The sequence below is a fragment of the Dickeya chrysanthemi NCPPB 402 genome (genome assembly GCF_000406105.1).
Taxonomy (GTDB): Bacteria; Pseudomonadota; Gammaproteobacteria; order Enterobacterales; family Enterobacteriaceae; genus Dickeya; species Dickeya chrysanthemi.
Map to the genome: position 1 here is coordinate 1,775,317 of NZ_CM001974.1, position 23,482 is coordinate 1,798,798.

Sequence of the window (23,482 nt, forward strand, 5' to 3'; positions counted from 1 at the left end):
CGGATGAATATCCCTTTTTTAAGTTATAAAACGTTACGCTGCATTTACTATTTTCATGAATGGACTTATTAATTTAGGAAATAATCGGTTTTTTACAGCGTATTTTTTTTCGTACTTATATGATGCGAAAATATTATCATCTGTGCAGATATCAGGTGGTATTTAAAATAAGGCGATGATCACGAATGATATCAGTGTACAGTCATTCGAGGAAATGAATTGGTGGGATTATAGGACCGAGAATAATCTATTTTTAACAGGTAATCCGATGAATAATAACTTCCATAAAATATTTGAACCCTTCGTTTTCCCCAACGGAATTACTCTACGTAACCGTATGGTGATGGCTCCCATGACAACGTGGGCCGGTAATACCGATGGAAGCATCTCTGATGAAGAGATTACATACTATCGTCGCAGGGTAAATGGAGTTGGCCTTGTCATTACCGGCTGTACTCACGTTCAGGAAAACGGTATTGGTTTCACCAATGAATTTGCTTCTTACGACGATCGTTTTATTCCGAGTTTGAAGCGGTTGGCTGACGCGGGGAAGAGCGGTGGAGCGCCCATGATTTTGCAATTATTTCATGCGGGAAACAAAGCTATACCTGAGTTGATACCTAACGGTGATGTTGTCAGTGCTAGCGCGGTCAATACTGAGGCTGGGCCTTTCGGCGTGCCGGCGCTTACGCCGCGTCAACTTACTCACGATGAGATCAAAGAGACCATCAGGGCCTTTGGCGATGCCACTCGTCGTGCCATCGAAGCCGGTTTTGATGGTGTTGAACTGCATGGTGCTCATAGTTTTCTGATTCAGAATTTCTTTTCACCAAAATTTAACCGCCGGACGGATGAATGGGGCGGATCGCTTGAGAATCGCCTGCGTTTCCCGCTGGCCGTGGTGCAGGAAGTAAAACGTGCCATCAAGACTTATGCTACTAGACCGTTTATTCTTGGCTACAGGCTTTCACCGGAAGAACCGGATAGGGAGGGACTGAGAATTGACGATACCTATGTACTTATCGATGAGCTAATTAACCACGGTATTGGCTATATTCACGTTTCACTCACAAATATCCTTGAAACCTTGCCTATAGATAGTGCTGAAGACAAAACGATAGCGATGCTACTTCTCGAGCGCATCAATGGACGTGCCCCTGTCATTGCCGCTGGGCAGATTAAAACCCCCAATCACGCTGCTGAGGCCCTTGAGCTTGGCTTGCCACTTGTGGCGATCGGCAAAACTCTTGTCGTTAATCCCGATTGGATAGAGCTGGCAGAAAAGGGACATTCTGAAGAAATAGACATCGCTTTAGACCAGTCAAAAATCGCGTACAGCGATATCCCGAGTAAGTTGTGGGACGTGATTGACGCTACTCCTGGTTGGTTCGACATTAAAAACGCAAAGTAGAATATTTAGGCAATAGATGCACGATCGATTAATTAAATATCGACACTCCCATTCGCTTTGCGGCTGGCGCTGATGCTGTACAGGCTTTTGAGAATAAGGCCCAGATGCTTCTCGATCAGGCTGATGTTCACCGCAAGCTATCTTCATCGCTTTCGCATGGTGATGTTTAACGCTCTGTTTCATAATTCACTGAGGATATATTCATGACATCAACACTTAACGGTACCGCCGCCCTTGTGACGGGGGCGAGTAGTGGAATCGGTCATGCCACTGCTTTGGTTCTTGCTGCACAGGGAGCATCAGTTGCACTGGTTGCCCGCCGACAAGAAAGGTTGGAAGCGCTTGTTAGACAGATTGAAGAGGTTGGTGGGACTGCATTTGCCATTCCTGCAGATATAACTGACCGTGGACAAGCAGAAGCGGCGGTCCAACAGGTGATCGATCGATTTGGACATCTGGATATTTTGGTCAACAATGCAGGGCTGATGTTGCTCGGCCCTATTGTTGGTGCAGATCCTGATGAATGGGAGCGTATGATCGCCATTAACCAGAAGGGTTTGCTCTATATGACGCATGCGGCTTTGCCTCATTTGTTAGAAGCTGCGGAGAACGGCCTCCGCCGCGTTGCCGATATTGTAAATATCTCCTCAATTGCTGGCCGTGTAGCATGGGCGAATTACGGTGTTTACAACATGACAAAGTTCGGTGTTAACGGGTTCACCGAGTCGTTGCGCCAAGAGATCACCAAAAAACATGTTCGAGTTGGTGTGCTTGAACCAGGCGGTGTCGATACAGAATTAGGCTCGCACAATAGTGGGCCGATGCGCGAAAGCATCGATACGTTCTATAAGACTACCGAGGTTCTGCAATCGGAAGATATAGCCGAAGGCGTCGCTTATATGGTTACACGACCACGCCATACATCTGTCAGTGAGCTGTGGATCATGCCTACCGATCAAGCCTAACTCTTTCTTATAGGAACTATCCAAATGAGTAATCCACCGTTCAAAGATGATGAAGATAAGGATGTGGGTAATATCGCGGGATATGAGCGCCGCACATTCATTAATATGGGGCTCATTGTAACTGCGGCGGCACTGTTACCTGGCTTTGTAGATAGTGCCGTTGCTGCCCCACAAAGCACGAAACAGAATGTTCTTGTGATCAACGCACATCAAAAATATCCCGGTATTAGCGAGGGAAAGCTTAATAATACGTTCACGGCCTTGATCAAGGATGAGATGAAGAACAAGGGGTACGAGGTACGGGAAACTTATATCGAGCAGGGTTACAATATTGATGAGGAAGTGCAAAAGCATCTTTGGGCAGATATTGTTATTACTCAGTCACCGATGTTCTGGTTCGGAGCGCCTTGGATCTATAAAAAGTATGTCGATGAAGTGTTCACCGCAGGTATGATACAGCAAAGTTTTATATCGGGGGATGGGCGGACATCAGATGATCCGAGTAGGCAGTACGGTAGCGGTGGGAAATTGCAGGGTAAAAAATTCCTGTTATCCTTGACAATGAATTCGCCAAAAGAAGCATTTAACGACAAGAATCAAAAGTTGCATGCAGGGCGCTCTCTCGAGGATCTATTTTCTGCGACCACATCCGTTTATAAATTTTGCGGTTTTGAAATTCTGCCTATATTCGGCTCTTATGATGTAATGAGAGCTCCGCAAGTTAGCCGTGATATGGAACAATTGAAAAAGCAGTTGGCGACCTTGTAGTTTTATGTGTCAAAATAAGCCTGTTTTTTTAGAGTAAAAAAATCAAGTCACTGACAAAATCAGTGACTTGATATTATATCTTTTTTTTCGCGATTTAATACTGTTGTGTAACATATTCCAAGAAGGTATATCCTTCCATTATTATCCTCCTGTAGGCTTTTCTCTAAACAAAAATAGCCATAATAAATATCTTGTCAGGTAAGAGAAAAAAATGATGACAGCAAAAAAATCCCAATAAAATATTGCTTTCGACTCTTCAAAGTTGAAGAAGGCAAAATCCACCTGAATCAATAAATATGGCAACATGTCTCGATAAATAAAGGTATAAAGGCCGTATATTGATATCACAATAAAAATAAGTGGCATTATTTTTGTGGCGAATAATGAAATAGGTGAAATACTCCATATCTTGCAGAAAAAATTAGCTAACATTTTCCAATGCAAACCTAAATGCAGGGCAATAATAACCTGCCCCCAATGTACACTGGTCATGTGTATTTTCCTGACAAGATCTGATGTGCTATGGATCGGCAAGTCAGGTAAGACATGCCGTGATAGCATTATTCCACTCAGTATTGCGGAAAGTAAAATCAACATTAAGAGAATATTCACCGATACTTGTAGGAAACGGAGTGCCGAATATTCCCCTTGAAAGAGTTTTTGGAACCAATGGCTATTTAAACCGTTATGCAATAAAATAATAAAGAAAAAAATAACACCAAGCCATTCATGTATATTTTCACCCCATAAATGAAACCCCATCAGTGATAACAAAATTAACAGCATCACCGTATCTTGAATGACCTGGAATTTATATTTTGCTTTCATTTACTACCCTGCGATTTCTGTTATTGAGGCAACTTATCCAGCCAATTGGTAACGTCTGTTACTGTCTCATCATCCGTCACATCGTTTCTTGAAATCGTGAGTCCTTGAGTAATGAGTTTGGCATTCGGTTGAAGGCGTGCAATTTCACTAAGTGAGTCTGAGAAACGGCTACCGCCATGCGTTGTAAAGGGAATGATGGTTTTTCCACGTAGGTCGTGTTGTTCTAAGAAGCTGTATAACACCATCGGCATTTTGTACCACCAAATGGGGTAACCAATAAATACCGTGTCATAATTATTAAGATTTTCAATCTTTGCTTTCATTGCTGGACGTGCATTTTCTTTTTGTTCTTTTTCAGCATATTGTAATAAAGGGTCATGCTGCAAAGGGTAAGGATTCACTGTTTCGATACGAAATAGGTCTCCGCCAGTTTGCTTTTGAATGAGCTGAGCAATATATTGCGTGCTACCGAGTTTCTCGTTATTTTTCTGTAATACGCTAGCCCCAGACACGCCATCAACGCCTTCTAACTTGACATCTTCAGGCTGAGAAAAATAGACTACTAAAATACGCTTTCCTTCCTGACTCTGTGGGGCGGCGATAGCCGTTAAACTGCTGACGCACATTGCCAGAAAAATAAATAACCGTACGGTAATGAGTCGCAAAGTGGAATTTCTCATACAGTAATCCTCATAGTATGCATGGAATTTACGTTGATACTTATGTGCTGCGCCCACTGGAGTGTAGACAGTGGGCGGTTTTTTCCTGGTGTGGCAATGTTCAATTTACGCTAAATATTTTTGGTAAAAGGCCGTCAACTTTGTGACAGCTGGTGTAACGTATTGTGGTTTATCATACATATCAATATGGCTTGCCCCCGGAACGAGGAAGAGTTCCTTAGGTTCCTGCGTTTTCTGATAAGCAAGCTCGCTAAAATACAGGCTATCTGCTTTGTCACCAGCGATCATCAGCGCGGGGCGTGGTGAAATCGTTTCAAGTTGTTCAAATGCGTAATATGCCATCTGGGCGGGAAGGCTTGAGAACACGGAACGAGCGGGCGCATTCGGGTGTTGGGCCCGCGCTGTACGGTAGTATTCATAGCCCTCTTTGTACATAACAGGTGTGCTGTCAGTGAAATCTTTTGTTGATTCCGGCACTGCTGCGGTAAGGCGGATAGGTTCTCCCCGTGCTTCGCGAGTTCTTTGCTCTGAGGCTTCTTTCAGAAGTTTCATGCGTTGCTCGTAGGTGCGGGAATTTGCAAGACCGTTTCGCCGTAGATCGCCAATGTCAGCGGCGCTGACAGTAGCAACTGCTTTGACGCGTTGTTCAGTCTGAGCCGCGTTTAATACATATCCGCCGCCGCCGCATATACCGAGTGAACCGATACGATCTGCATCAACATAGGGAAGGGTGCTGAGAAAATCGATGGAACAACTGATGTCGTCCACACGGGCGGATGGTAATTCCATCAGATAGGGTTCACCACCGCTCTCTCCCTGATAGGAAGCATCGTACGCGAGTGTGACAAAGCCCTGTTCGGCCAATTTTTGGGCATAAAGGCCGGCAGTTTGTTCTTTTACTCCGCCGATCGGGTGAGTAACAACAATGGCTGCGTATCTTTTATTCTTATCAAAATCAGCAGGTTTGAATAGATTCGCAACGATATTTGTCTGTGTATTTCTGTTGGAATAAGTAACACGATCGATGGTAAGACCTTTCTCGTTGGCGTATCCAATCACGGTAGGCACTGTTACTGTCGCACGTGGGGAAGCTGAGGCCGTAGATTTTGCGGATGCAGCTGAGGCTAAAGAAGGCATCAACATGCTTCCCCCCATTGCAACGCCAGAGACTACCAGCGCGGATGTACCCAGAAACTTACGTCTTTGCTCGTTAAATGCTTTATCGTTCATAGTAAACTCCGTTGTACAATATTCGTAAATTTGATCGCATTATTACCTTGGTAACTGTATTCGGTAGAAGAGCGATGAATGCGCCCCCCATGAATTAATGGTAATCCATTGATAGGGTCGAGATGCTGACATTTGGCTGACATAGCTGTCAGAATTTATACTGATAAGCGATTTTATAAAAAAATAATATTTTTTCTTCCTGACAAAAATGTTATCGGATGGTCATACGTATGTCAGGTACGCGATCATATTATGGCTGCGTTAAATAGGTTTTCCTGGAATAGTGAATTTATTAAGGTGGTTATATGAATCGTATTAAAAGTATCCTTTCTGCATGTGTCATTCTCTCTATTTCAACCAGTGCCTTTGCTGCTAAGAGCGTGACCTCGGATGAGGGCTTAACAAAGATTGGCGTTGTTTCAGTGCGTAGCGCTTCTACGCTGGATGATCTGGAGAATGAAGTTGCTGATAAAGCAAGTAAGGCTGGGGCTAGTGCTTACAGAATTATTTCTGCCCATGGCGATAATAGACTACATGGCGTGGCAGTCATTTATCGATAGTTCGTATATCTCTATTAAAAATGTATAATATAAAGGCGATGAAATTAGTTATCGCCTTTATATTGTTGGTGCTTACAATGTAAAATCTCTTTTACTTCTCTTTTTCGTGTGGAGCAATGGATAGAGAAAAACCGAATGTATTGATGCCATCTTTGCTTTTAGCAAATACATCCCCGTGATGCATTAACGAGATAGCGCGGACGATCGAGAGGCCCAGTCCATGATGCATATCGCTGCGCGAACGGGAGGCGTCTACACGATAAAAACGTTCAAACAGACGTTTCAAATGCGTATCTGCAATAGGCTCGCCTACGTTAGCGACGGCTATATAAGCCAACTCACCAATCTTTTCAATTGTTACTGTTACTTCGCTGTTTTCTGGAGCGTGCCGTGCGCTATTTTCTAATAAATTGGCGAGGGAACGATGAAAAAGTCTACGATCGACTTGAACCAATACGTCACCATCAATACGGAGGGTGAGTGCTTTTTCGGCAAAGGAAGGTTCCACGTATTCCGCAGTTTTTAACGTTTCCTCGCGTAGAGATATTTTAGTTAATTGCTTCGCAAACTGGCCAGCCTGAGCATGAGAAAGAAATAGCATGTCATTGACAATCGAGGTCATTCGCTCAAGTTCTTCGAGGTTAGACTGGAGTAAATCCTCCCACTCGCGGGAGGTACGCTCTCGCGATAGTCCAAGTTGAGTTTGGCCAATAAGATTGGTTAGTGGTGTCCGTAATTCGTGGGCGACATCAGCGTTAAAACTTTCTAGCTGTTTCCAGGCTACCTCCTGACGGGCAAGAACACCGTTGAATGAGGTTGCGAGTTTTTGCAGTTCAACTGGGAGAGCTACGGTATCAAGGCGACGGCTATTGTCTCCAGGGGCAAGGGTATGTGCCTGTCTGCTTAGGTAGTTAACTGGCCGCATGCCAATACGCGCAATAACGAAACCCAACACCGCAACTAACAGTACACCTACCACGGTGATAATGATTAATACTCGAGTAAATTCGTTTAGCGTACCCAAGTAAGGGGTGGAATCAATCGCTACTGCGGAACGCAGAGCTGGACGTTCATCACGCGAGGGGATATCGGTAATCAATAGGTAAAATGAGCGGGTATCTTCGTTGTCGGGCATTTTGGTAAAACCACTTTTTAATTGTGCCCAATTGACGCCACTTGGGAGTGGGGAACCTATGCGATAGCGGGGATCCTCACTGAGGATCCAATATTGTGCTTTCCCACCTTCGACTTGAATGAGATTGTCGAATTTAGCCTGAATCATTTGCCAGTCTTTTGGCGTGGTTAGCGAGGTTAAATAGGGGGCGATTAGCGAGTGGCGAAATTGCAACTCTTTATGCATTTGGTTACGCAACGATTCATGCAAAGAGTTGTGGAGTAGGACGGCGTAGCCGGAAACGATCACCATAGCAGCCAAGGCGAACATCAACGCCAGGCGGATGGATATAGAGAGTTTCGTCATGGTTCTGCTCATTTATCAGCTTGAGGCGTGGGGCGATTTTCCAGCACGTATCCCATTCCCCGGACGGTATGGAGCAGTTTTACTGTATAGGGGGCGTCCACTTTGGCTCTAAGTCGCTTGACAGCCACCTCTACCACATTGGCATCGCTATCGAAATTCATATCCCATACCTGCTCGGCAATCATCATTTTCGACAGAATCTCGCCTTGATGTCGTGCTAGCAGGCTCAGTAACGCGAATTCTTTAGCTGTCAGTTCCAGACGTTGCCCTGCACGAGTTACGCGTCTTGCCAGAAGATCGAGATGCATATCATCGATATGTAGCTGTGTGACATCTGCACCGTCACTGACTCGGCGACGCAGTAGCGCCTGAATCCGAGCGACAAGCTCAATTAAAGAAAAGGGCTTTGACAAATAATCGTCAGCCCCATGCCGTAATCCTTTCACGCGCTCATCGACTGAGCCGCGAGCTGATAGCATTAGCACTGGTGTTTGTTTATGGAGGCGTAATCCTTCCAGTACTGAGTATCCATCTTTTCCCGGCAGCATAACGTCCAGAATTATGGCGTCATAGTCGTACTGAACCGCGAGATGTAAACCTTCTATCCCGTCGGCAGCTATATCGACCATATAGCCTAGTTCGCTTAGCGCTCGGTAGATATAAGATGAGGTTTTCTCCTCATCTTCAACCAGTAGTAATCGCATGTTACCTGTCTCTATCATGTTATTTTTGCACCTATCTGCGTTTTTCCACAGTATAAATGCCTCAATCCAACGCCAGCCTGACTGTCCCCTGACATTTATGACAGCCAGGTTAAGATGTACCCAATTCAAGTAAAGGTAAGAGGGTGACTTCCTGTTGCAGGCAGATAATGATTTGCTCTGAAACGAGAGAATATTCAGTAGCTGATGATGTAACAGTATGCGGTGATAAAAAGGAATCGCATTGCCAGATTTGATTTAATTATTGCCTATTTCAACAGAACCTAGTGAATCATGAGAATAATGAAAAGAGATAAAACCAATCTTTTAGATGATTGATTATAATGTCTTTTCTATGAGCCTATTTATTTTTGAATGCAATTGAGAATATGGCACAATTTACAATAAAATATACAAAATTTGATATACCTAAAATTTTTGTTTCAGTGTAGATCATCATGTCGGCTTACTGAGGTAGGATGTTTCAATGAAAAAAGGTGATTTTAGTGATTTTGCCGTCTTTATTGCTGTAGCTGAAGAGGGTAGCTTTACGCGAGCAGCTGCAAAACTTGGACTGTCACAGTCGGCACTGAGCTACACAGTACGCATGCTTGAGCAGCGTCTTGATACACGCCTACTCTCCCGAACCACCCGTAGCTTATCGCTAACGGATGCAGGGGAGCGACTACTCCATGCGTTAAAACCAGCATTTGAACATATCAACCATGAAATTGCGGCCCTCAGTTCCCAGCGAGGCAAGCCCGCAGGGACTATCCGTATCACCACGTTTCGACATGCCGCCAGAACGGTACTCCTGCCAGCACTGACTCCATTCTTACACGATTACCCAGATATCATGGTCGAGATCAGTGTTAACGAAGGTCTGACTGATATTGTTGCTGGTCGGTTTGACGCTGGTATTCGCATGGGAGAGCAGGTGCACAAAGACATGATCGCAGTCAAGATCAGCCCTGATATTCGTATGGCCGTTGTTGGTTCTGCGTCCTACTTTGCTGCACGAAATACCCCCAAGACGCCACGTGAGTTGAGTGAGCACCGCTGCATCAGCTACCGGCAGAGTTCAGGCGGCGGTATTTATGCTTGGGAGTTTGAGAAGGAGGGGGATGCGCTGGAGGTGCGGGTTAATGGGCCGTTGATTATCAACGATAACGAAATGTTGGAAGATGCGGCGCTAAGCGGATTGGGTCTCGTTTACACTTTCGAAAGCCATGTTATTCAGCATATTACTGCGGGGCGTTTAATCCGAGTATTGGAAGACTGGTGTCCACCTGTCTCAGGTTACCATCTTTACTACCCCAGCAGAAAACAACATACACCAGCCTTCGCCCTTCTGATTGATACACTTCGCTACAAAGGCTAGTAGAGTATGAACTCTCAGTTAACTAGGTTGTGAATCTGCGTACTGTGGCCTATTCATAAAATTCCTTTCTAAGTGCATGCAAATTATTGCCTCTAATCGAGCCGATTTTTTCCGGTTATTCTCTCCTCAATTTACGACTACCGACGACCTATTTTCGTCGCATCAATAACCACACTGGGGAGTTTATATAATGAAAAAATGTTTTATCGGTGCGATTGCTGCTATGAGTTTGGTATTTTCTGCCATGGGACACGCACAAGAGATTCAACCACGCGGATATATGATCGCAAATTATGATATTAAAGATCAGGCTGGTTTCCAGAAGTATATGGATGCAGCCGGATCGTTGGCACCGAAATATAATGGTACCGTGACTGTCTTTAATTTAAATGCAATCGCTGTGGAAGGGCATCCAAAATCAGTCATGGCCATTGCTGAATTCCCGAGTCTTGCAGATGCACAGCGCTTTTATAATTCCCCTGAATATACCGCAGCCAAGAAATTTCGCATTGCATCGACGGAAGGTTCCGTAATCCTTACTGAAGGATTCGTGCCGCCGAAACAATAGAAGGCAATTGCCTCCATGGTTTAACGGCAACTCACGTTTAGATAGGAAATAAGGAGACTAACATGCGTCATAATAACGATACCAAAACTGTACAGGAACAGTCCCTTTTACAAAGTCGTCGACAGATGTTGAAAACGGGTCTGTCTCTTGCTGCACTTCCGATTGTTGCTGCAGTCTCTTCGGGGGTGATGGCTGCGAGTGCTTCTGCAGCCACCACCGCAACGACTACGAATGACGCTACGGCCGATACTGCATCCGATGCATTTATCAACGGATTGGCTGACTTAATGGCGCACTCGACTCGTACGCCTATTTTGAGATGGCCAAACGAATATGGTATGGAATTTGAGGAAATATTTTTCCCTGCCATCGATGGTGTCACAGTCGAAGGTTGGTTCATTCCCGCTAACTCGAATAAACTTATCATCTGTAACCACCCTATGCCGTGTAATCGTTATGGCTATCCTGGGCACTTAGAACCCTGGACCAATTTTGGCGGTTTCGAGGTGAATTTCCTGCCAGAATATAAAGTGTTACACGATGCAGGCTATAACATCATTGCTTATGATATCCGTAATCATGGGCGTAGCGGGTTGGGAAGCGGTGGTGTTAATGGGCATGGTGTACTGGAATATCGTGATGTGATTGGTTCTTTACGCTATGCGAAAACGCGTTCTGAAACGAAAAAAATGAAAACAGCGCTTTACAGCCGTTGCTTGGGCGCAAATGCCACGATTGTGGGGATGCACAAGCACCCGAAAGAGTTTGCACACGTTAAAGCATTATTTGCTTTGCAACCTGTGACGCCGAGGGTGTTTGTTGAGAAAGCAGTGGAGGCACAACACATTGTTAATGGCGTAGAGAAATTTGATACCGCGTTCCACAGAAGAACCGGCTATCATCTGGCTGATGTCTGGCCGATGGAATATGCTAAAGCAGTCACGGTGCCAACGTTGGTTGCGCAGGTTCGCAATGATTTTCTGACTAAGCCCTCCAATGTGCAGGAAATTTATGACACGATCTCTGCCACGGATAAAAAGTTGTTCTGGATAGAAGGAACCGATCAGCGTTTTCAGGGCTATAACTATTTCGGTAAAAATCCAGAAGTGATGCTTGATTGGTTTAATAGTCATATCTGAATAAGTAACAGGATTTAAGTTCAGCGCAAAATCATTAATAGCCTGTGCTAATTTAATTAGCTAGGTGAATTTTGGTTTTCGCGCTGGCCCTGTTCAATATAGAGTTATATTATTCCTGATTAAGGAAAGTTAACTGATGAGGTATCTATGGGTGGCATTAGTATCACGCAGCTATTAATTATCGCGGCAATTATTATTTTACTCTTTGGGACGAAAAAATTAAGCAGTTTGGGTGCTGATTTAGGGGCATCGATTAAAGGTTTTAAAAAAGCAATGGATGAGGAAAATGAAAAAGCTACGTCTGCTGATGAAAGTAGCAAGCTCCCCCCATCTTTGAGCAATCATCATGTTAACGATCAGCCGGACGAAATTCATAAAAAAGACAAGTGAGAAGCACTTTCACTTGTTAATCTGCGAAGTCGGTAATGGCCCGATTCGTAAACGATTAAGATTCGCCCGAGTGAATGCCGGATTAAAAGAGGGTGAGCTCGCTTGTCTTGCTGGAATGGATAAAGAAACGTCGAGTTCCCGTTAAGCCCATATGCACGGGAAGTCAGCTGCCCTGGTTTTGGTCTGGTTTGCCGGTTTGCGGCGGTGCTGGATGCGCCGGAAGCGTATTTCTATGCTGTCGATGAGGATCTCGCAACGCTAATCTTGCAGTACCATCGTTACAAGAAAGTAACCCTAATTCTATGTTGTTGATTACCCCACATTAGACCTTCATTCACGTATGCAGTCTGAGCAATTTACTGACATTTCTCGACTTTTTGTGAAATGCTGAGGCAAGATTTTCTCTCCGTCTTAGAAGCAGATCCTTTTTTATCAGGACCTGCTCTTAAGAGCGCTATCGATCAGGCTGCTCCAGCCGTTTCATGTTGTTGAGCATAAATGTATGGCGCAACATATTCTTCCCGGTTGGTATCCAGATAATCCGACCACCATTGCATCATCGCTTTACGGGCATCGAGATATTCTGCTTTATGGATATAAGCCGCTCGAACGCTATTGCGTTCCTGATGACTCATCTGCCGTTCAACCGCATCCTGCGCCCACAGCCCAGATTCCATCAGCGCACTGCAGGCCATTGCTCTGAATCCGTGACCGCAGATGTCGCTTTTTGTGTCGTAGCCCATCAGGCGCAGTGCCTTGTTGATCGTGTTTTCGCACATCGGCTTATACGGATTATGATCACCGGGAAATACCAGCTCCTGATGCCCGGATATTTCCCGTATCTGTTTCAGAATAGTGATGGACTGACTGGAGAGAGGAACGATATGCGGTGTGCGCATTTTAGCGCCACGCCCGGAATAGCGAACACCGGGGATAGCCTCGCGATTGGCAGGAATAGTCCAGATATTGTTTTTGAAATCGATCTCAGACCAATGGGCAAAACGCAGTTCGCTGGAACGGATGAACAGGTGCAGGGTGAGTGAGACTGCCAGGCGGGTCAATTCTCGTCCTTGCTTATAGTCCCCGATACGAGTCAACAGCTCCGATAGTCGCTCCAGCGGAAGGGCTGGGTAGTGGCGTTTAACCGGAGGGGCGATGATACCGTCCAGATTTGCCGCCGGATTGTTATCTATCAACTCCTGATGCACGGCATGGCGCATGATGTTGCACATATGCTGCCGGGAACGTGCCGCCACTTCCAGCAGGCCTTTTTTCTCAATCCCTTTCAGCAGGTCGATAAAATGACGTGGTTTTAGTTCAGAGACAGGTAGATGCCCAATGATCGGAAAAATATGGTTATTCATGCTGGCGAGCAGACGGACGGCATGATTTTCAGACCATGCTTTGTTGCTTTTATGCCAGCTCAGTGCAACAGACTTGAAGGTTTCTTCGGGCAACGCAGTGGCTCTTTCAGCGGAGCGCTGTTGTGCTGGATTGATATTCTGCACCAGTAGCTTACGGATACCGTCACGCTGTTGACGAGCATCAGCCAGAGAGACATCAGGATAGGCACCTAAGCCGAGGCGGGATTCTTTTTTATTGATACGATATTTGAGATACCAGAGACGTGAACCGCCTGGATTAACCAGCAGATACAGACCATGAGAATCGGAAACTTTGAAGGGTTTAGCGGATGGTTTTAAGTTGCGGATTTTTGAGTCGTTAAGAGACATTTGGGGGTCACTCCGTCATCGAACCAACTTGACCCCAAATCTGACCACCAAATTCTCCCGATGCGGAGGGAAAACTGAAAATGCATCGGGAAGACTTTTCACGCTAACTTATTGAATCTGAATCACATAGGGATTCGCAAAGCGGCATGAAAACAAGAATTTGGCTCCTCTGACTGGACTCGAACCAGTGACATACGGATTAACAGTCCGCCGTTCTACCGACTGAACTACAGAGGAATCGTTGGAACGGGGCGCATCTTATCTGTGCGCCCTTTGACTGTCAACGGGCAAAACAGACATTCTGTACTGACTGCTGGGCTTCTGTACAATCCGCAGGGTTCGTCGCCGTTTGGGTGATAAATCCGGCGACTTACTGCTTTGTTTGCCAGCGCTGCAGCCTTTCAAGTGGGTTCTGTCGGTAAAAACTGCAAAAATTGCGATATACCGTTGGGAAACGCTCAGCTAATAAATCCGGCGCGCTAAAGAAATATTCAGACAGCACGGCGAAACACTCTGCTGGGTCGGTAGCGGCGTAGGGATCCATGCTGGCGGCGTCTTCTCCTACCAGCTCAATTTCTTCGCGCAGTGCTTCCATCGCGGCATGTAGCGTTTGCTCCCATTGGGCGATTTCGCGTAGTGGCATCGATGGCACACCGGAAGGGCGTTCATTACCTCGCATATCCAGTTTATGCGCTACTTCATGGATAATCAGATTGAACCCGGAAAGGTCAAATGAATCCTGAATTTCCAGCCAGTTCAGCACGATAGGCCCCTGATCCCAACTTTGCCCAGACTGAATACTGGGGCCGCTATGCACCAAACCGAATTCATCCATCCATTCGTCATCGACTCTGAAGGGTTCAGGGGGGATGAGAACGTCATGAAAGCCATCAAGCCACTCGATGCCCAGTTCCAGCACCGGAAGGGCAAACAAGAGCGCGATGCGTTTTGCCATCAGCTCGGTAAGTACCAGTCCCTGTAACGGCACCAGACGTTTCTGCCGCAGAAACTCTCTGGCCACCATGACGATGTGCTGCTGCTCAGGCTCGGCCAGCGGTGTCAATAACGGGATTGACAATGCCGGTTGCCAATCCGGAAACGTGTCGGGGGTGGGGGATTTCCATTGCCACTTCATCATGGTGTTGCTCGCTAAGTCATCACTTGAATTCAAAGGCGTCGGTTTGTTCTTGTTAACATGCCATAAAACAGGGCATTATAAGCAACACTTTCGTGGAGAGATGCCGGAGCGGCTGAACGGACCAGTCTCGAAAACTGGAGTAGGGGCAACTCTACCGGGGGTTCAAATCCCCCTCTCTCCGCCACTCACCTCCTACTACCGCGCATCTTTTCCAAGTTTCAATGCCCTTTTGTTGCTCATTTACGCCTATCCCTTTGTGTACGACGTAGCCTAACATTTGAGAAACAACGTTTCTGGCAGAGGCGTCATGAAATCATCACTTTTATGCCACGAGTGTTACAGTGCGTAGTAAATACACCTTCTATACCCGTCATACTTCAAGTTGCAGGTGTGTTGGCTGCGTTCATTCACCCGAATCACTTACCTGAGTAAGTTCATCGGGATGAAATGAGAGACATCCTGTCTCTCACCGGAGGCCAGCCGTTGGCTGGTCAAATTCGTTCCCGACGAATTTGTCTCTCTCTTGCCGCCTTCCTGCAACTCGAATTATTTTGGGTATAAATCGATTTTTTCTGATTTTAACCTGCCATCATCATAATAAATAGTCTGACGTTATTTTTACTGGCTGATGGCACAACAGTGACCGCGAGAAGTGTGGTGCCCAATACATTTATGATAATGACCGAAGCGAGATGCTTTCAAATAAACCTGTTTTCTTACTGCTCTGGTGAAAATAGATTTCATTCATTATCTAAATAAGGCTGCTTGAAATGACTGAAGAAGATATCTATCCACTGTTGGGTAAATTGGCTCATGGCCGTGTTTATGCCTATGCTGTACCTTGTTGTGATTATGATGCTCCGCATCAGAAGCATCCATTTATTCTTTTTTCACTGAGTCAGGAGAATAATTATAATGCTTCTCAGCAATTGGTCAGCCAGAAAGTGACCGTCAGTGCAGATTGTTATGCTCACACGGTAGCAGAGGCTCGGGCCTTGCGTGAACAGGCGCGAACGGCGCTGGCAGTATTACAACCGAATAAAACTGTTGAATATAACGACTTTGATGTGGAATACGAGAAATTCCGCATGACACTGGAAGTTGATATTTCCCGTTAATGTTGGGAGTTTAACTATTCATCTTGTATTAACGTCCACTTTGGTATTGGACTGGCCTGCTTTTGACTATTTTATGCAATGAAGGAATCATGTTATGTGGTATAAATCAGGTGGTTTGTCTTTATTTTCTGGCAGCAAAGTCGTGTTGGGTGAGAATACCCTGTGGGCGGATAAGAATAATGGCGTAATTGCCGGCGGCATGTTGCTGATCTTTACTGATTGCGGTGTAAGGATTTATGAAATTGCATCCGTCGTATCGGATACCGAGCTGGTACTGGCCAGCGAATACGGTGGTTGCACGGAGAATCATGTACGTTACGCAATTCCGGTATTGGGCAGTAACGATACCTTTGATCATGCGGCCTATGTGGCGCAGATTGCGGCGATGCTGGCAGGCTATCAATCTCAACTGGCGCAATGGAAACAGGTGCTGACCGAACATGGTCAGGTGACGCTGACGGACAATAACGGGCAGAGCGTGGTGGTGAAAACGCTGCCGGATCTGACCGATGCCGTCAGCCGGATGATGGATAAAACCCTCAATGGCGCGGATATTCCGGATAAAGCGCAGTTTGTCGCCAATCTGGGATTGGGCGATGTGGTGCATCAGTCTGATTTGGCAAACCACACCCATACCGCCGCGCAAATTACCGATTTCACCGACGCGGTACGTAAAGTGCTGGTATCGACGTTGGCGGCTGGGCAGGGTGTTGCGCTGAATTATGATGCCGGCAGCAACCAGCTGGTTGTCAGTGCGACAGGCGGCAATAGCGGCGGCGGTAATAGCAGTGGAAACAGCGGCGGTCGTGGCTATACGGTAGTAACGCGTAATGGTACGACGGCGAATCAGGTATTTACCTTCCCGTTCAGCGTTACCGGTACTATGGATTACAGCTTCGATGCCTATGCACTGAAGGAGGAGGCGGGGTCAACATCAACGATCATGACCGATAGCTACGATAGCGGCGATGTTTACAATCACACGCCAGGTCTTTTATTTGACGGCACGGCCAAAGCCGTCGCTGGTGAAAAAGTAGCACTAAGCAGTGATGGTGCTTTTTTTTCCACAAGCCTTAGTCCAAGACCAACAGCAACGGCGGTCTCCATTTACGCTCGATCAAATCGCTCGGCGCTGCCAGCAATGACCGGTAACACGCAGGGCGGATACATCGTCACTGCGTCGTCAAATAACGCTGATGGTAATGCGGCTAGCCAGCTCTGGAAGGCGTTTAACAAATCGAATGCCGTACTCACTGATGCATGGTTGAGTGCAGGGGCACCATCTTCAGCATCACCGCAGTGGATCGCAATCCAGATGCCAGCAGCGGTCCGAGTTGCGGGTTATTCCATCGCTACCCGAAATCAAAATGGCTATTCGAATAGCCCCAAAACATGGATATTTCAAGGTTCCAACAACGGAACAACATGGGTTGATCTGCATTCTGTTGTCGGTGATACCCGTAATGTAGCCGGGCAAGTCAGGGCTTACAGCCTGAGAGCGCAGGCTGATTACGCTTACTATCGTCTGTATATAACAGACTACAATATCGGTAATCTGGCTGGGTTCGTAGCGGTGGGGGAGCTGGATATTCAGCTTGCCGAAAAAATTTTGCTACGCTCCGGTTCAAACTATTACACGTCATCAGACGGCGCACTGGTGCAGATCGCATCACCATCTACCGCAGTTGACATTGATTCGGTCGGATTTTATTGGTCTGGATACATCCCAATTAGCAGCCTGATGTCGCTCGGCTCTGTCAGCATTGTGACAGGCCGCTCCGCTGACGCGATAATTCTCTATCCGCCACAAATCGCCATCCCGTTGAAGCTTAGTAACATAAAGGGCTTTAACGCGATAACCTTGGCAACTGCTACGGTAAATCAGACTGGGGTCGGCTTTGTGAGGGTTGCTGTGTCAAGAAATCTAACCGAATGGTTTGTTTTTAGTGACAGTGCATGGGTTTCGATTGGCACGCTAACAGCAAACGATACGGACGCATCAAAACTGATGGCTCAAGGCATGACCCCGGCCATGCTTGCTGGAATAACTGCGTCGCAGTGGAGTTTACTCTATACCGATACACTTTCTATGCCTGACAATATCGCTTTTGCTGTCGCTATTGACGCACAAAACCCAGAAAATGATAGTGCTGCGATTGACTCGATCTCGTTATCAGTATCGGCGTCTGCGTGGAAACTACAATCATCGGCCGAAGTCGAAATCCGCTGGTATCCCGATAAGGTGACGTTTAAAACCGTCGCGGCGGGTAACTACAAACTGGCCTATCAACAACCATAATCTCTGAACAATAGCCCTGAGCATACAGGCGGACTGATTTTTCAGTCCGCTTTTTCATCGGTATTAAAAACCTTACCCACTGTCATCAGAAACTGACATTCAACCGATTATGCTGGCGTATCGACCCGATAATTTAACTGTCATGGAGGTTGCCTATGGGTTTCTGGCGTATTCTGTTTACCATCATCCTGCCGCCACTCGGCGTGTTATTGGGCAAAGGATTGGGCTGGGCATTTTTGCTGAATGTGTTGCTGACCTTGCTGGGGTATGTGCCGGGTTTGATCCATGCGTTTTGGATTCAGACTCGTCCGGGCAGTCGTCTCGGATAAAGCAGAGAGAGAAAAATGCCCGGAGAACCGGGCATGTGCATGTCAGAAAGATGACGCGATTAGCCGTGCAGACGACGGGTAATTTCAGCGACGCGTGCGCCGTACAGTTTAGCGGTTTCCAAATCACCAGCCGGAATTGCATCGGCACCGGCGTCTGACGGCGATTGAATCAGCGCACCGGCGGAACCACCGAGGTTGTTTGCATCGTTGCGGGTAGAAGCCAGAGCATTAGCCGGCAGTTGGCCGAGGCTAACCCAGATACCGCCGTGCTGTGCCGCCAGCGTTTGCAGATAAATCAGGGTGACTTGCTTGTCGCCGTTCAGGCTGGCGCTGTTGACGAAACCGCCAAATACCTTGTCCTGCCAGCCGCGGGTAAACCAGATTTTGGAACTGGCGTCAGCGAATTTCTTGAATTGCCACGGAACATTGCCCATGTAAGTGGGTGCGCCGAAAATGATGCCGTCTGCGGCATTCAGCGTTTCCCAGTCAGCGTCGGTGATATCACCGTTGTTGTCGACGGCAATCAGGCTTGCCTGAGCGCTTTCTGCAACCTGTTCAGCAATCAGTTTAGTGTGACCATAACCAGAATAGTAAACCACAGCGATCTTGCTCATAGTATTTCCTCGTGAGTGAACAGATAAAAAAGACCGTAAAGTATGACGGGTATAAACCATATTCAGGGATGTCGGCATATTATCGTGTTATGTTTTTATAAACAACGAATTACCCATAAGTACCTAAGTTACCTGATGGTAACCATTATAATGGCAACGACGACAACGGGAATAATAAAATACGGAAATGTTATGCATAAAACGAATAAACTATAACTTAAATAATTCAGGTAGCCTCCCGATAGACTCACTGCCTGAATGGGCATCCTCCGGAGACGTTAGAGGATGCCTGAGCGATCTTTTAATGAACCAAACGCTGGATGCCGTCGCGCGCCAGGGTGTAGTGACCGCATTTCTGATAAAATTCCAGTGCTTGCTGTTTCATGCCGACGCACTCGAGAATAACGCCAATATTATAATTGGCTTTATAGGAGTTAACGCCTTCCTTATTTCCAGCCGGCATTTTGGTACACTGAACAAATAAATCAACGGCATTCTGGAGTTGGCCGTTATTCATCAGAATCATTGCTTTCAAAAATACAAAATCGGTGGATGAGAAGTAAGATTCATACTGGATGATATCCATTGCTTTCTCGTAATCACCCTGATTGATCAGCGCGTAGCCGTACGTTTCAACCAGATCTTCCGTGTATTCGTACGCAAAATTGGTTTCGAAGCGTAAAGCCTGTTGGAAATAATTAATAGCCATAGGGTAATCACGCTTCAGATAATAACTTTTACCCAACTGAAATAACAGATACGGATCATCCGCCTGAGCTTCCAGTGCCTGGTGCAGCAAGGTGATATTGCGGGCAACCTTATCGGTTTGCTGTAGGATCTCTTTTTTATACCCGACATGATTCAGACGTATCGGCGCAATAAACGAGGGTGCAGGAGAAATACTGGGGTCGAGGGGGATAACCTGCTCATGAATAATGCCGCTATAGTGATAGCGATCTTTGCGAAATAGGCGATTGATCGATTCCCGAACCGTGGTGGTATCGCTGCCTTCATCGAGATAATTGATGCGTTCTACGCGCCCTATTGCCTGTGGGTGTGCAGCTATCAACGCATGCAGCGCACCAATATCAATCGATTCGATCTCTTCATCGGCATCGATCACCAATACCCAATCGTAACGAGCGTAATTCAGCGAGGCATTGCGCGCGGCGGAAAAGTCTGCTGTCCAGGTGAAGTCATAAACATGGCGGGTGAATTGGCTGGCGATAGCTTTGGAGTCATCAGTGGAACCGGTATCAACAACGATAATATCGTCAAAATGAGCCGCAATGGAGGCTAGCGTACCGGCAAGATGCCTGGCTTCGTTTTTCATTATCATGCAGACGGAAATCATTATTTTCACCCGTCGAAGGAAGAGTTAGACGATATCACGGTGACCTGAAAGTACCGTTGACGGAATCTTGTGCGTTAACACAGGAGCATGAACGCACCGTTATCAGAATAGCGGAATAGGGCGCCCTTCGTCATTGACGGCCACGAAATTGAATTGTCCGGTAATGACTTGAGTACGGCCTTCGGCGTACATTTGCTCCAGATATACCGAAACATCCACCGTCAGGCTGGTGCGCCCGACGCGGCTGACCTGCCCGACCAATTCAACAATCGTGCCTGAAGGGATCGGCGTATTGAAATTGATTTTTTCCGTGGAGACGGTGACCAGTGGTTTGTGGCAAAAACGGGTGGCGGTAATAAAAGAGATTTCATCCATCCACGCCAATGCCGTACCGCCGAACAGGGTGGAATGGTGGTTGATATTGGTGGGAAAGACGACCTTGGCGACCCGGGTGATGGAGTGCTGAATGCGTTCTTCAACGAGTAATGCTTCTGTCATGATACGGCGACCTTGTGAATTAACTGGACGCTGTTATTTTACATCAATTCCAGCCGCAGATCTGGACGCCCCTGATGATGGGGCGCCGATCGGCCAATCAGATGCGGCGTTATCCGGTTGCTGCGGTTTCCGTCCGCGGGTGACCGGGCGGCGTCAGGTCGCCTGCCCGCAGGTGTCGCAGTCCGGGTTTTTCGATAACCGCATTTCGCGAAATTGCATCGTCATCGCATCAAACAACAGTAACTTACCTGCCAGCGGCTGGCCGTAATGCGCCAGCAGTTTGATGGTTTCCAGCGCCTGCAATGAGCCGATCACCCCGACCAGCGGAGCCATGACGCCGGCTTCCACACAGGTGAGCGCACTGTCGCCAAATAATCGACTAAGACAGCGATAACAGGGTTCTTCGGGGTAATAGGTGAAGACGCTGATTTGCCCTTCCATGCGGACAGCCGCGCCGGATACCAGGGGTATTTTTTGCATAAAACAGACGCGGTTGAGCCGATCACGTATTGATACGTTGTCGGTGCAGTCCACCACGACATCGTGCTGCGTCACTAATGCCTGTAGTGCATCGTCTTCCAGGTTATCCTGAACCGGGGTGATCCGAACATGCGGGTTAATGTGCTCTAAGGTCAGGCGGGCAGATTCCACCTTCGGCATCCCGATGCGATCGTCGCGATGCAGCACCTGGCGTTGCAGGTTAGACAATGAAACGGTATCAAAATCCAGTAGCGTCAGTTGGCCGACACCGGCCGACGCCAGATATTGCGAGGCAGCGCAACCCAGGCCGCCTAGCCCGACAATCAGTACCCGTGCCGCTTTCAGCCGCTCCTGCGCGTCAAAATCAAACCCGCGCAGGACGATTTGCCGGTTATAGCGCAGGGTTTCTTCATCAGTGAGTTCAGGCAACATCAGAAGTGGCTCTGCAATAGTGAGTTAAAGGGCTCGACGTCTACCCATTCGCCGGCTTCCACACGACCGCGATCCGCCTCCAGTACGATAAAGCAGTTGCCCTGACTGAATGAACTGAACACATGGGAACCCTGATGCCCGGTAGTACGAACTTCCAGGCTGCCTTGATCGGTACGAGCCAGAATACCGCGCTGGAAGTCCAGCCGACCGGGGGATTTTTTCAGCGGCGTTGTCGTCTTGACCCGAAAACGCGCCGGTAATGACCAACTGCTATGGCCGGATAACTGCGCCAGCAAGGGCTGGACCAACTGGTAGAAAGTCACTGCGGCAGATACCGGGTTGCCCGGCAGCCCACAGAACCAGGCATGGCTCAGTTTTCCAAACGCAAACGGCTTGCCGGGTTTGATCGCCAGTTTCCAGAAACGGATATCGCCCAGCGCCTCCAGCATCTGTTTGGTGTAATCCGCTTCGCCTACGGAAACGCCGCCGCTGCTGATCACCACATCGGCAGCCTGGTCCGCCTGCTGAAATGCCTGGCGTAGCGCCGCCGGGTCATCACGCACGATGCCGAGGTCGATAACGTCATGGCCCAGTTGTTCCAACATCAGGCGCACGGCAAAGCGGTTGGTATCGTAAATTTGCCCTTCCCGTAACGGTTCGCCGACGGGTTGTAGTTCGTCGCCGGTGGAAAACAGCGCTACCCGCAGGCGACGCACTACCGGTATGGTGGCGATACCGAGTGACGCCAGCAACGGTAATTCGGCGGCGCCCAGCCGGGTACCGGCCGGCAGCACCTGCGCCTGTTGGCGGAGATCCTCACCGATGCGGTGGATGTTTTGGCCGGGCTTCACGGCATGAGTAAATCGGATCCTGCCGTCGGCATCACGTTCAGTTTCTTCCTGCATCACCACCGCATCGGCACCGGCGGGAATCGGCGCGCCGGTCATGATTCGGATACAACTGCCGGCTGGCCAGTCGGCGTCAAACGGCGCGCCGGCAAAGGCTTTGCCGGCCACAGGCAGCGGTTGGTCAGTGAGTTCGTGACACCGCACGGCATAGCCATCCATCGCAGAATTATCGAATAGCGGGACATTGATAGGGGAAGTCACTGCGGCAGCCGTGATGCGACCGGCAGCCTGATAGATAGAAACGGTTTCTGTATCGGTGAGCGCAGAAACTTGCGCCAGCATGGCATGCCGCGCCTGTTCCAGAGAGAGTAAACCCGAAGTATCCATGGCAGCTCCACATGCGTGCCCGCTGCATAGTGACGCAGGTCGAACAGGCATGACATTGATGTATCTATAAGGTTGCCATTATGGCAGAAATCCCCAGGAGGGAGAATGACGAGCGTCAGGCGGGCAGGGAATAAAAAAACGCGGCCGAAGC

Annotated in this window: 23 protein-coding genes, 2 tRNA genes and 1 pseudogene; 13 read left to right on the plus strand and 13 right to left on the minus strand. The window is 47.6% G+C overall.

Going from position 1 to position 23,482, the window contains the following annotated elements; genetic code table 11:
- Positions 1–268 precede the first annotated feature (268 nt).
- From DCH402_RS07995 to DCH402_RS08005, 3 genes are all read left to right on the plus strand, one after another.
- Positions 269–1,411 (plus strand): NADH-dependent flavin oxidoreductase, encoded by a 1,143-nt coding sequence (locus DCH402_RS07995; RefSeq protein WP_012885304.1) that lies wholly within the window; start codon positions 269–271, stop codon positions 1,409–1,411.
- A 203-nt stretch (positions 1,412–1,614) separates the two neighbouring features.
- On the plus strand, positions 1,615–2,376 hold the full coding sequence (locus DCH402_RS08000) for an SDR family NAD(P)-dependent oxidoreductase (protein ID WP_040000630.1): 762 nt from the start codon (positions 1,615–1,617) through the stop codon (positions 2,374–2,376).
- 24 nt (positions 2,377–2,400) lie between these two features.
- Positions 2,401–3,144: an NAD(P)H-dependent oxidoreductase gene (locus DCH402_RS08005; RefSeq protein ID WP_081642147.1), complete on the plus strand. Its 744-nt coding sequence runs from the start codon at positions 2,401–2,403 to the stop codon at positions 3,142–3,144.
- A 141-nt stretch (positions 3,145–3,285) separates the two neighbouring features.
- Here the strand turns inward: DCH402_RS08005 and DCH402_RS08010 are convergent, their stop codons facing one another.
- The 3 genes from DCH402_RS08010 to DCH402_RS08020 all read right to left on the minus strand — a co-directional run bounded on the left by DCH402_RS08010 (position 3,286) and on the right by DCH402_RS08020 (position 5,882).
- Positions 3,286–3,972 (minus strand): DUF4405 domain-containing protein, encoded by a 687-nt coding sequence (locus tag DCH402_RS08010; RefSeq protein ID WP_012885301.1) that lies wholly within the window; start codon positions 3,970–3,972, stop codon positions 3,286–3,288.
- Positions 3,973–3,992: 20 nt separating this feature from the next.
- Positions 3,993–4,652: a flavodoxin gene (locus DCH402_RS08015; RefSeq protein ID WP_012885300.1), complete on the minus strand. Its 660-nt coding sequence runs from the start codon at positions 4,650–4,652 to the stop codon at positions 3,993–3,995.
- 105 nt (positions 4,653–4,757) lie between these two features.
- On the minus strand, positions 4,758–5,882 hold the full coding sequence (locus tag DCH402_RS08020; protein WP_012885299.1) for an alpha/beta hydrolase: 1,125 nt from the start codon (positions 5,880–5,882) through the stop codon (positions 4,758–4,760).
- Between the two features lie 305 nt (positions 5,883–6,187).
- Here DCH402_RS08020 and bhsA point away from each other — a divergent pair, with 305 nt between their 5' ends.
- Positions 6,188–6,442: a multiple stress resistance protein BhsA gene (gene bhsA / locus DCH402_RS21175; protein ID WP_071604683.1), complete on the plus strand. Its 255-nt coding sequence runs from the start codon at positions 6,188–6,190 to the stop codon at positions 6,440–6,442.
- Positions 6,443–6,533: 91 nt separating this feature from the next.
- Here the strand turns inward: bhsA and DCH402_RS08025 are convergent, their stop codons facing one another.
- Both DCH402_RS08025 and DCH402_RS08030 read right to left on the minus strand, forming a co-directional pair.
- Entirely contained in the window at positions 6,534–7,922 is a 1,389-nt protein-coding gene (locus DCH402_RS08025; protein WP_012885297.1) for a heavy metal sensor histidine kinase, read from the minus strand.
- 8 nt (positions 7,923–7,930) lie between these two features.
- The gene (locus tag DCH402_RS08030) at positions 7,931–8,626 is read right to left on the minus strand and encodes a heavy metal response regulator transcription factor (RefSeq protein WP_040003497.1); all 696 of its coding nucleotides are present in this window, start codon (positions 8,624–8,626) and stop codon (positions 7,931–7,933) included.
- A 484-nt stretch (positions 8,627–9,110) separates the two neighbouring features.
- On the opposite strand from DCH402_RS08030, the gene DCH402_RS08035 reads away from it, so the two are divergent.
- The 5 genes and pseudogenes from DCH402_RS08035 (at position 9,111) to DCH402_RS23040 (ending at position 12,427) form a co-directional block, all read left to right on the plus strand.
- Positions 9,111–10,004 (plus strand): LysR family transcriptional regulator, encoded by an 894-nt coding sequence (locus DCH402_RS08035; RefSeq protein ID WP_012885295.1) that lies wholly within the window; start codon positions 9,111–9,113, stop codon positions 10,002–10,004.
- A 190-nt stretch (positions 10,005–10,194) separates the two neighbouring features.
- Complete coding sequence (locus DCH402_RS08040) at positions 10,195–10,572, plus strand: DUF1330 domain-containing protein (protein WP_012885294.1); 378 nt, start codon at positions 10,195–10,197, stop codon at positions 10,570–10,572.
- Between the two features lie 62 nt (positions 10,573–10,634).
- Positions 10,635–11,711 carry an alpha/beta hydrolase family protein gene (locus DCH402_RS08045; protein WP_012885293.1) on the plus strand — a complete coding sequence of 359 codons (1,077 nt, stop codon included), beginning with the start codon at positions 10,635–10,637 and terminating at the stop codon, positions 11,709–11,711.
- 147 nt (positions 11,712–11,858) lie between these two features.
- The gene (gene tatA / locus DCH402_RS08050) at positions 11,859–12,101 is read left to right on the plus strand and encodes a Sec-independent protein translocase subunit TatA (protein ID WP_012885292.1); all 243 of its coding nucleotides are present in this window, start codon (positions 11,859–11,861) and stop codon (positions 12,099–12,101) included.
- Positions 12,102–12,114: 13 nt separating this feature from the next.
- Positions 12,115–12,427, plus strand: a pseudogene (locus DCH402_RS23040) (helix-turn-helix domain-containing protein).
- Positions 12,428–12,562: 135 nt separating this feature from the next.
- Here DCH402_RS23040 and DCH402_RS08055 read toward each other — a convergent pair.
- From DCH402_RS08055 to mtfA, 3 genes are all read right to left on the minus strand, one after another.
- On the minus strand, positions 12,563–13,834 hold the full coding sequence (locus tag DCH402_RS08055) for a tyrosine-type recombinase/integrase (protein ID WP_040000631.1): 1,272 nt from the start codon (positions 13,832–13,834) through the stop codon (positions 12,563–12,565).
- A 161-nt stretch (positions 13,835–13,995) separates the two neighbouring features.
- A tRNA-Asn gene (locus DCH402_RS08060) sits at positions 13,996–14,071 on the minus strand.
- 133 nt (positions 14,072–14,204) lie between these two features.
- Positions 14,205–14,972 (minus strand): DgsA anti-repressor MtfA, encoded by a 768-nt coding sequence (gene mtfA, locus DCH402_RS08065; protein WP_040000632.1) that lies wholly within the window; start codon positions 14,970–14,972, stop codon positions 14,205–14,207.
- A 94-nt stretch (positions 14,973–15,066) separates the two neighbouring features.
- Between mtfA and DCH402_RS08070 the strand changes: the two genes are divergently transcribed.
- The 4 genes from DCH402_RS08070 (at position 15,067) to DCH402_RS21185 (ending at position 18,718) form a co-directional block, all read left to right on the plus strand.
- Positions 15,067–15,156 (plus strand) — tRNA-Ser (locus DCH402_RS08070).
- Between the two features lie 586 nt (positions 15,157–15,742).
- Positions 15,743–16,090: a DUF3168 domain-containing protein gene (locus tag DCH402_RS08075; protein WP_040000633.1), complete on the plus strand. Its 348-nt coding sequence runs from the start codon at positions 15,743–15,745 to the stop codon at positions 16,088–16,090.
- 94 nt (positions 16,091–16,184) lie between these two features.
- A complete protein-coding gene (locus DCH402_RS08080; protein ID WP_040000634.1) occupies positions 16,185–18,389 on the plus strand; it encodes a discoidin domain-containing protein in 2,205 nt (734 codons plus the stop codon).
- 155 nt (positions 18,390–18,544) lie between these two features.
- Positions 18,545–18,718 (plus strand): YqaE/Pmp3 family membrane protein, encoded by a 174-nt coding sequence (locus DCH402_RS21185; RefSeq protein ID WP_033580997.1) that lies wholly within the window; start codon positions 18,545–18,547, stop codon positions 18,716–18,718.
- 59 nt (positions 18,719–18,777) lie between these two features.
- Here the strand turns inward: DCH402_RS21185 and DCH402_RS08090 are convergent, their stop codons facing one another.
- From DCH402_RS08090 to moeA, 5 genes are all read right to left on the minus strand, one after another.
- Positions 18,778–19,332: a flavodoxin family protein gene (locus tag DCH402_RS08090; protein ID WP_012770253.1), complete on the minus strand. Its 555-nt coding sequence runs from the start codon at positions 19,330–19,332 to the stop codon at positions 18,778–18,780.
- 301 nt (positions 19,333–19,633) lie between these two features.
- Entirely contained in the window at positions 19,634–20,686 is a 1,053-nt protein-coding gene (locus DCH402_RS08095) for a glycosyltransferase (RefSeq protein WP_040000635.1), read from the minus strand.
- A 102-nt stretch (positions 20,687–20,788) separates the two neighbouring features.
- Complete coding sequence (locus DCH402_RS08100; protein WP_040000636.1) at positions 20,789–21,184, minus strand: acyl-CoA thioesterase; 396 nt, start codon at positions 21,182–21,184, stop codon at positions 20,789–20,791.
- Between the two features lie 153 nt (positions 21,185–21,337).
- Positions 21,338–22,096 (minus strand): molybdopterin-synthase adenylyltransferase MoeB, encoded by a 759-nt coding sequence (moeB, locus tag DCH402_RS08105; RefSeq protein ID WP_040000637.1) that lies wholly within the window; start codon positions 22,094–22,096, stop codon positions 21,338–21,340.
- Entirely contained in the window at positions 22,096–23,331 is a 1,236-nt protein-coding gene (moeA, locus tag DCH402_RS08110) for a molybdopterin molybdotransferase MoeA (protein WP_040000639.1), read from the minus strand. Before moeA ends, moeB begins: the two co-directional genes overlap by 1 nt.
- Between the last annotated feature and the right edge of the window lie 151 nt (positions 23,332–23,482).

Bases quoted from the DNA above. Each gene is read 5' to 3' on its own strand.
- DCH402_RS08015 (WP_012885300.1), bottom strand. From the start codon at position 4,652: ATGAGAAATTCCACTTTGCGACTCATTACCGTACGGTTATTTATTTTT.
- DCH402_RS08025 (WP_012885297.1), bottom strand. From the start codon at position 7,922: ATGACGAAACTCTCTATATCCATCCGCCTGGCGTTGATGTTCGCCTTG.
- DCH402_RS08035 (WP_012885295.1), top strand. From the start codon at position 9,111: ATGAAAAAAGGTGATTTTAGTGATTTTGCCGTCTTTATTGCTGTAGCT.
- DCH402_RS08100 (WP_040000636.1), bottom strand. From the start codon at position 21,184: ATGACAGAAGCATTACTCGTTGAAGAACGCATTCAGCACTCCATCACC.
- moeA (WP_040000639.1), bottom strand. From the start codon at position 23,331: ATGGATACTTCGGGTTTACTCTCTCTGGAACAGGCGCGGCATGCCATG.
- DCH402_RS08045 (WP_012885293.1), top strand. From the start codon at position 10,635: ATGCGTCATAATAACGATACCAAAACTGTACAGGAACAGTCCCTTTTA.
- mtfA (WP_040000632.1), bottom strand. From the start codon at position 14,972: ATGATGAAGTGGCAATGGAAATCCCCCACCCCCGACACGTTTCCGGAT.
- DCH402_RS08020 (WP_012885299.1), bottom strand. From the start codon at position 5,882: ATGAACGATAAAGCATTTAACGAGCAAAGACGTAAGTTTCTGGGTACA.
- DCH402_RS08005 (WP_081642147.1), top strand. From the start codon at position 2,401: ATGAGTAATCCACCGTTCAAAGATGATGAAGATAAGGATGTGGGTAAT.
- moeB (WP_040000637.1), bottom strand. From the start codon at position 22,096: ATGTTGCCTGAACTCACTGATGAAGAAACCCTGCGCTATAACCGGCAA.
- DCH402_RS08055 (WP_040000631.1), bottom strand. From the start codon at position 13,834: ATGTCTCTTAACGACTCAAAAATCCGCAACTTAAAACCATCCGCTAAA.
- DCH402_RS21185 (WP_033580997.1), top strand. From the start codon at position 18,545: ATGGGTTTCTGGCGTATTCTGTTTACCATCATCCTGCCGCCACTCGGC.
- DCH402_RS07995 (WP_012885304.1), top strand. From the start codon at position 269: ATGAATAATAACTTCCATAAAATATTTGAACCCTTCGTTTTCCCCAAC.
- DCH402_RS08010 (WP_012885301.1), bottom strand. From the start codon at position 3,972: ATGAAAGCAAAATATAAATTCCAGGTCATTCAAGATACGGTGATGCTG.
- DCH402_RS08080 (WP_040000634.1), top strand. From the start codon at position 16,185: ATGTGGTATAAATCAGGTGGTTTGTCTTTATTTTCTGGCAGCAAAGTC.
- DCH402_RS08030 (WP_040003497.1), bottom strand. From the start codon at position 8,626: ATGCGATTACTACTGGTTGAAGATGAGGAGAAAACCTCATCTTATATC.
- tatA (WP_012885292.1), top strand. From the start codon at position 11,859: ATGGGTGGCATTAGTATCACGCAGCTATTAATTATCGCGGCAATTATT.
- DCH402_RS08090 (WP_012770253.1), bottom strand. From the start codon at position 19,332: ATGAGCAAGATCGCTGTGGTTTACTATTCTGGTTATGGTCACACTAAA.
- bhsA (WP_071604683.1), top strand. From the start codon at position 6,188: ATGAATCGTATTAAAAGTATCCTTTCTGCATGTGTCATTCTCTCTATT.
- DCH402_RS08095 (WP_040000635.1), bottom strand. From the start codon at position 20,686: ATGATTTCCGTCTGCATGATAATGAAAAACGAAGCCAGGCATCTTGCC.
- DCH402_RS08075 (WP_040000633.1), top strand. From the start codon at position 15,743: ATGACTGAAGAAGATATCTATCCACTGTTGGGTAAATTGGCTCATGGC.
- DCH402_RS08000 (WP_040000630.1), top strand. From the start codon at position 1,615: ATGACATCAACACTTAACGGTACCGCCGCCCTTGTGACGGGGGCGAGT.
- DCH402_RS08040 (WP_012885294.1), top strand. From the start codon at position 10,195: ATGAAAAAATGTTTTATCGGTGCGATTGCTGCTATGAGTTTGGTATTT.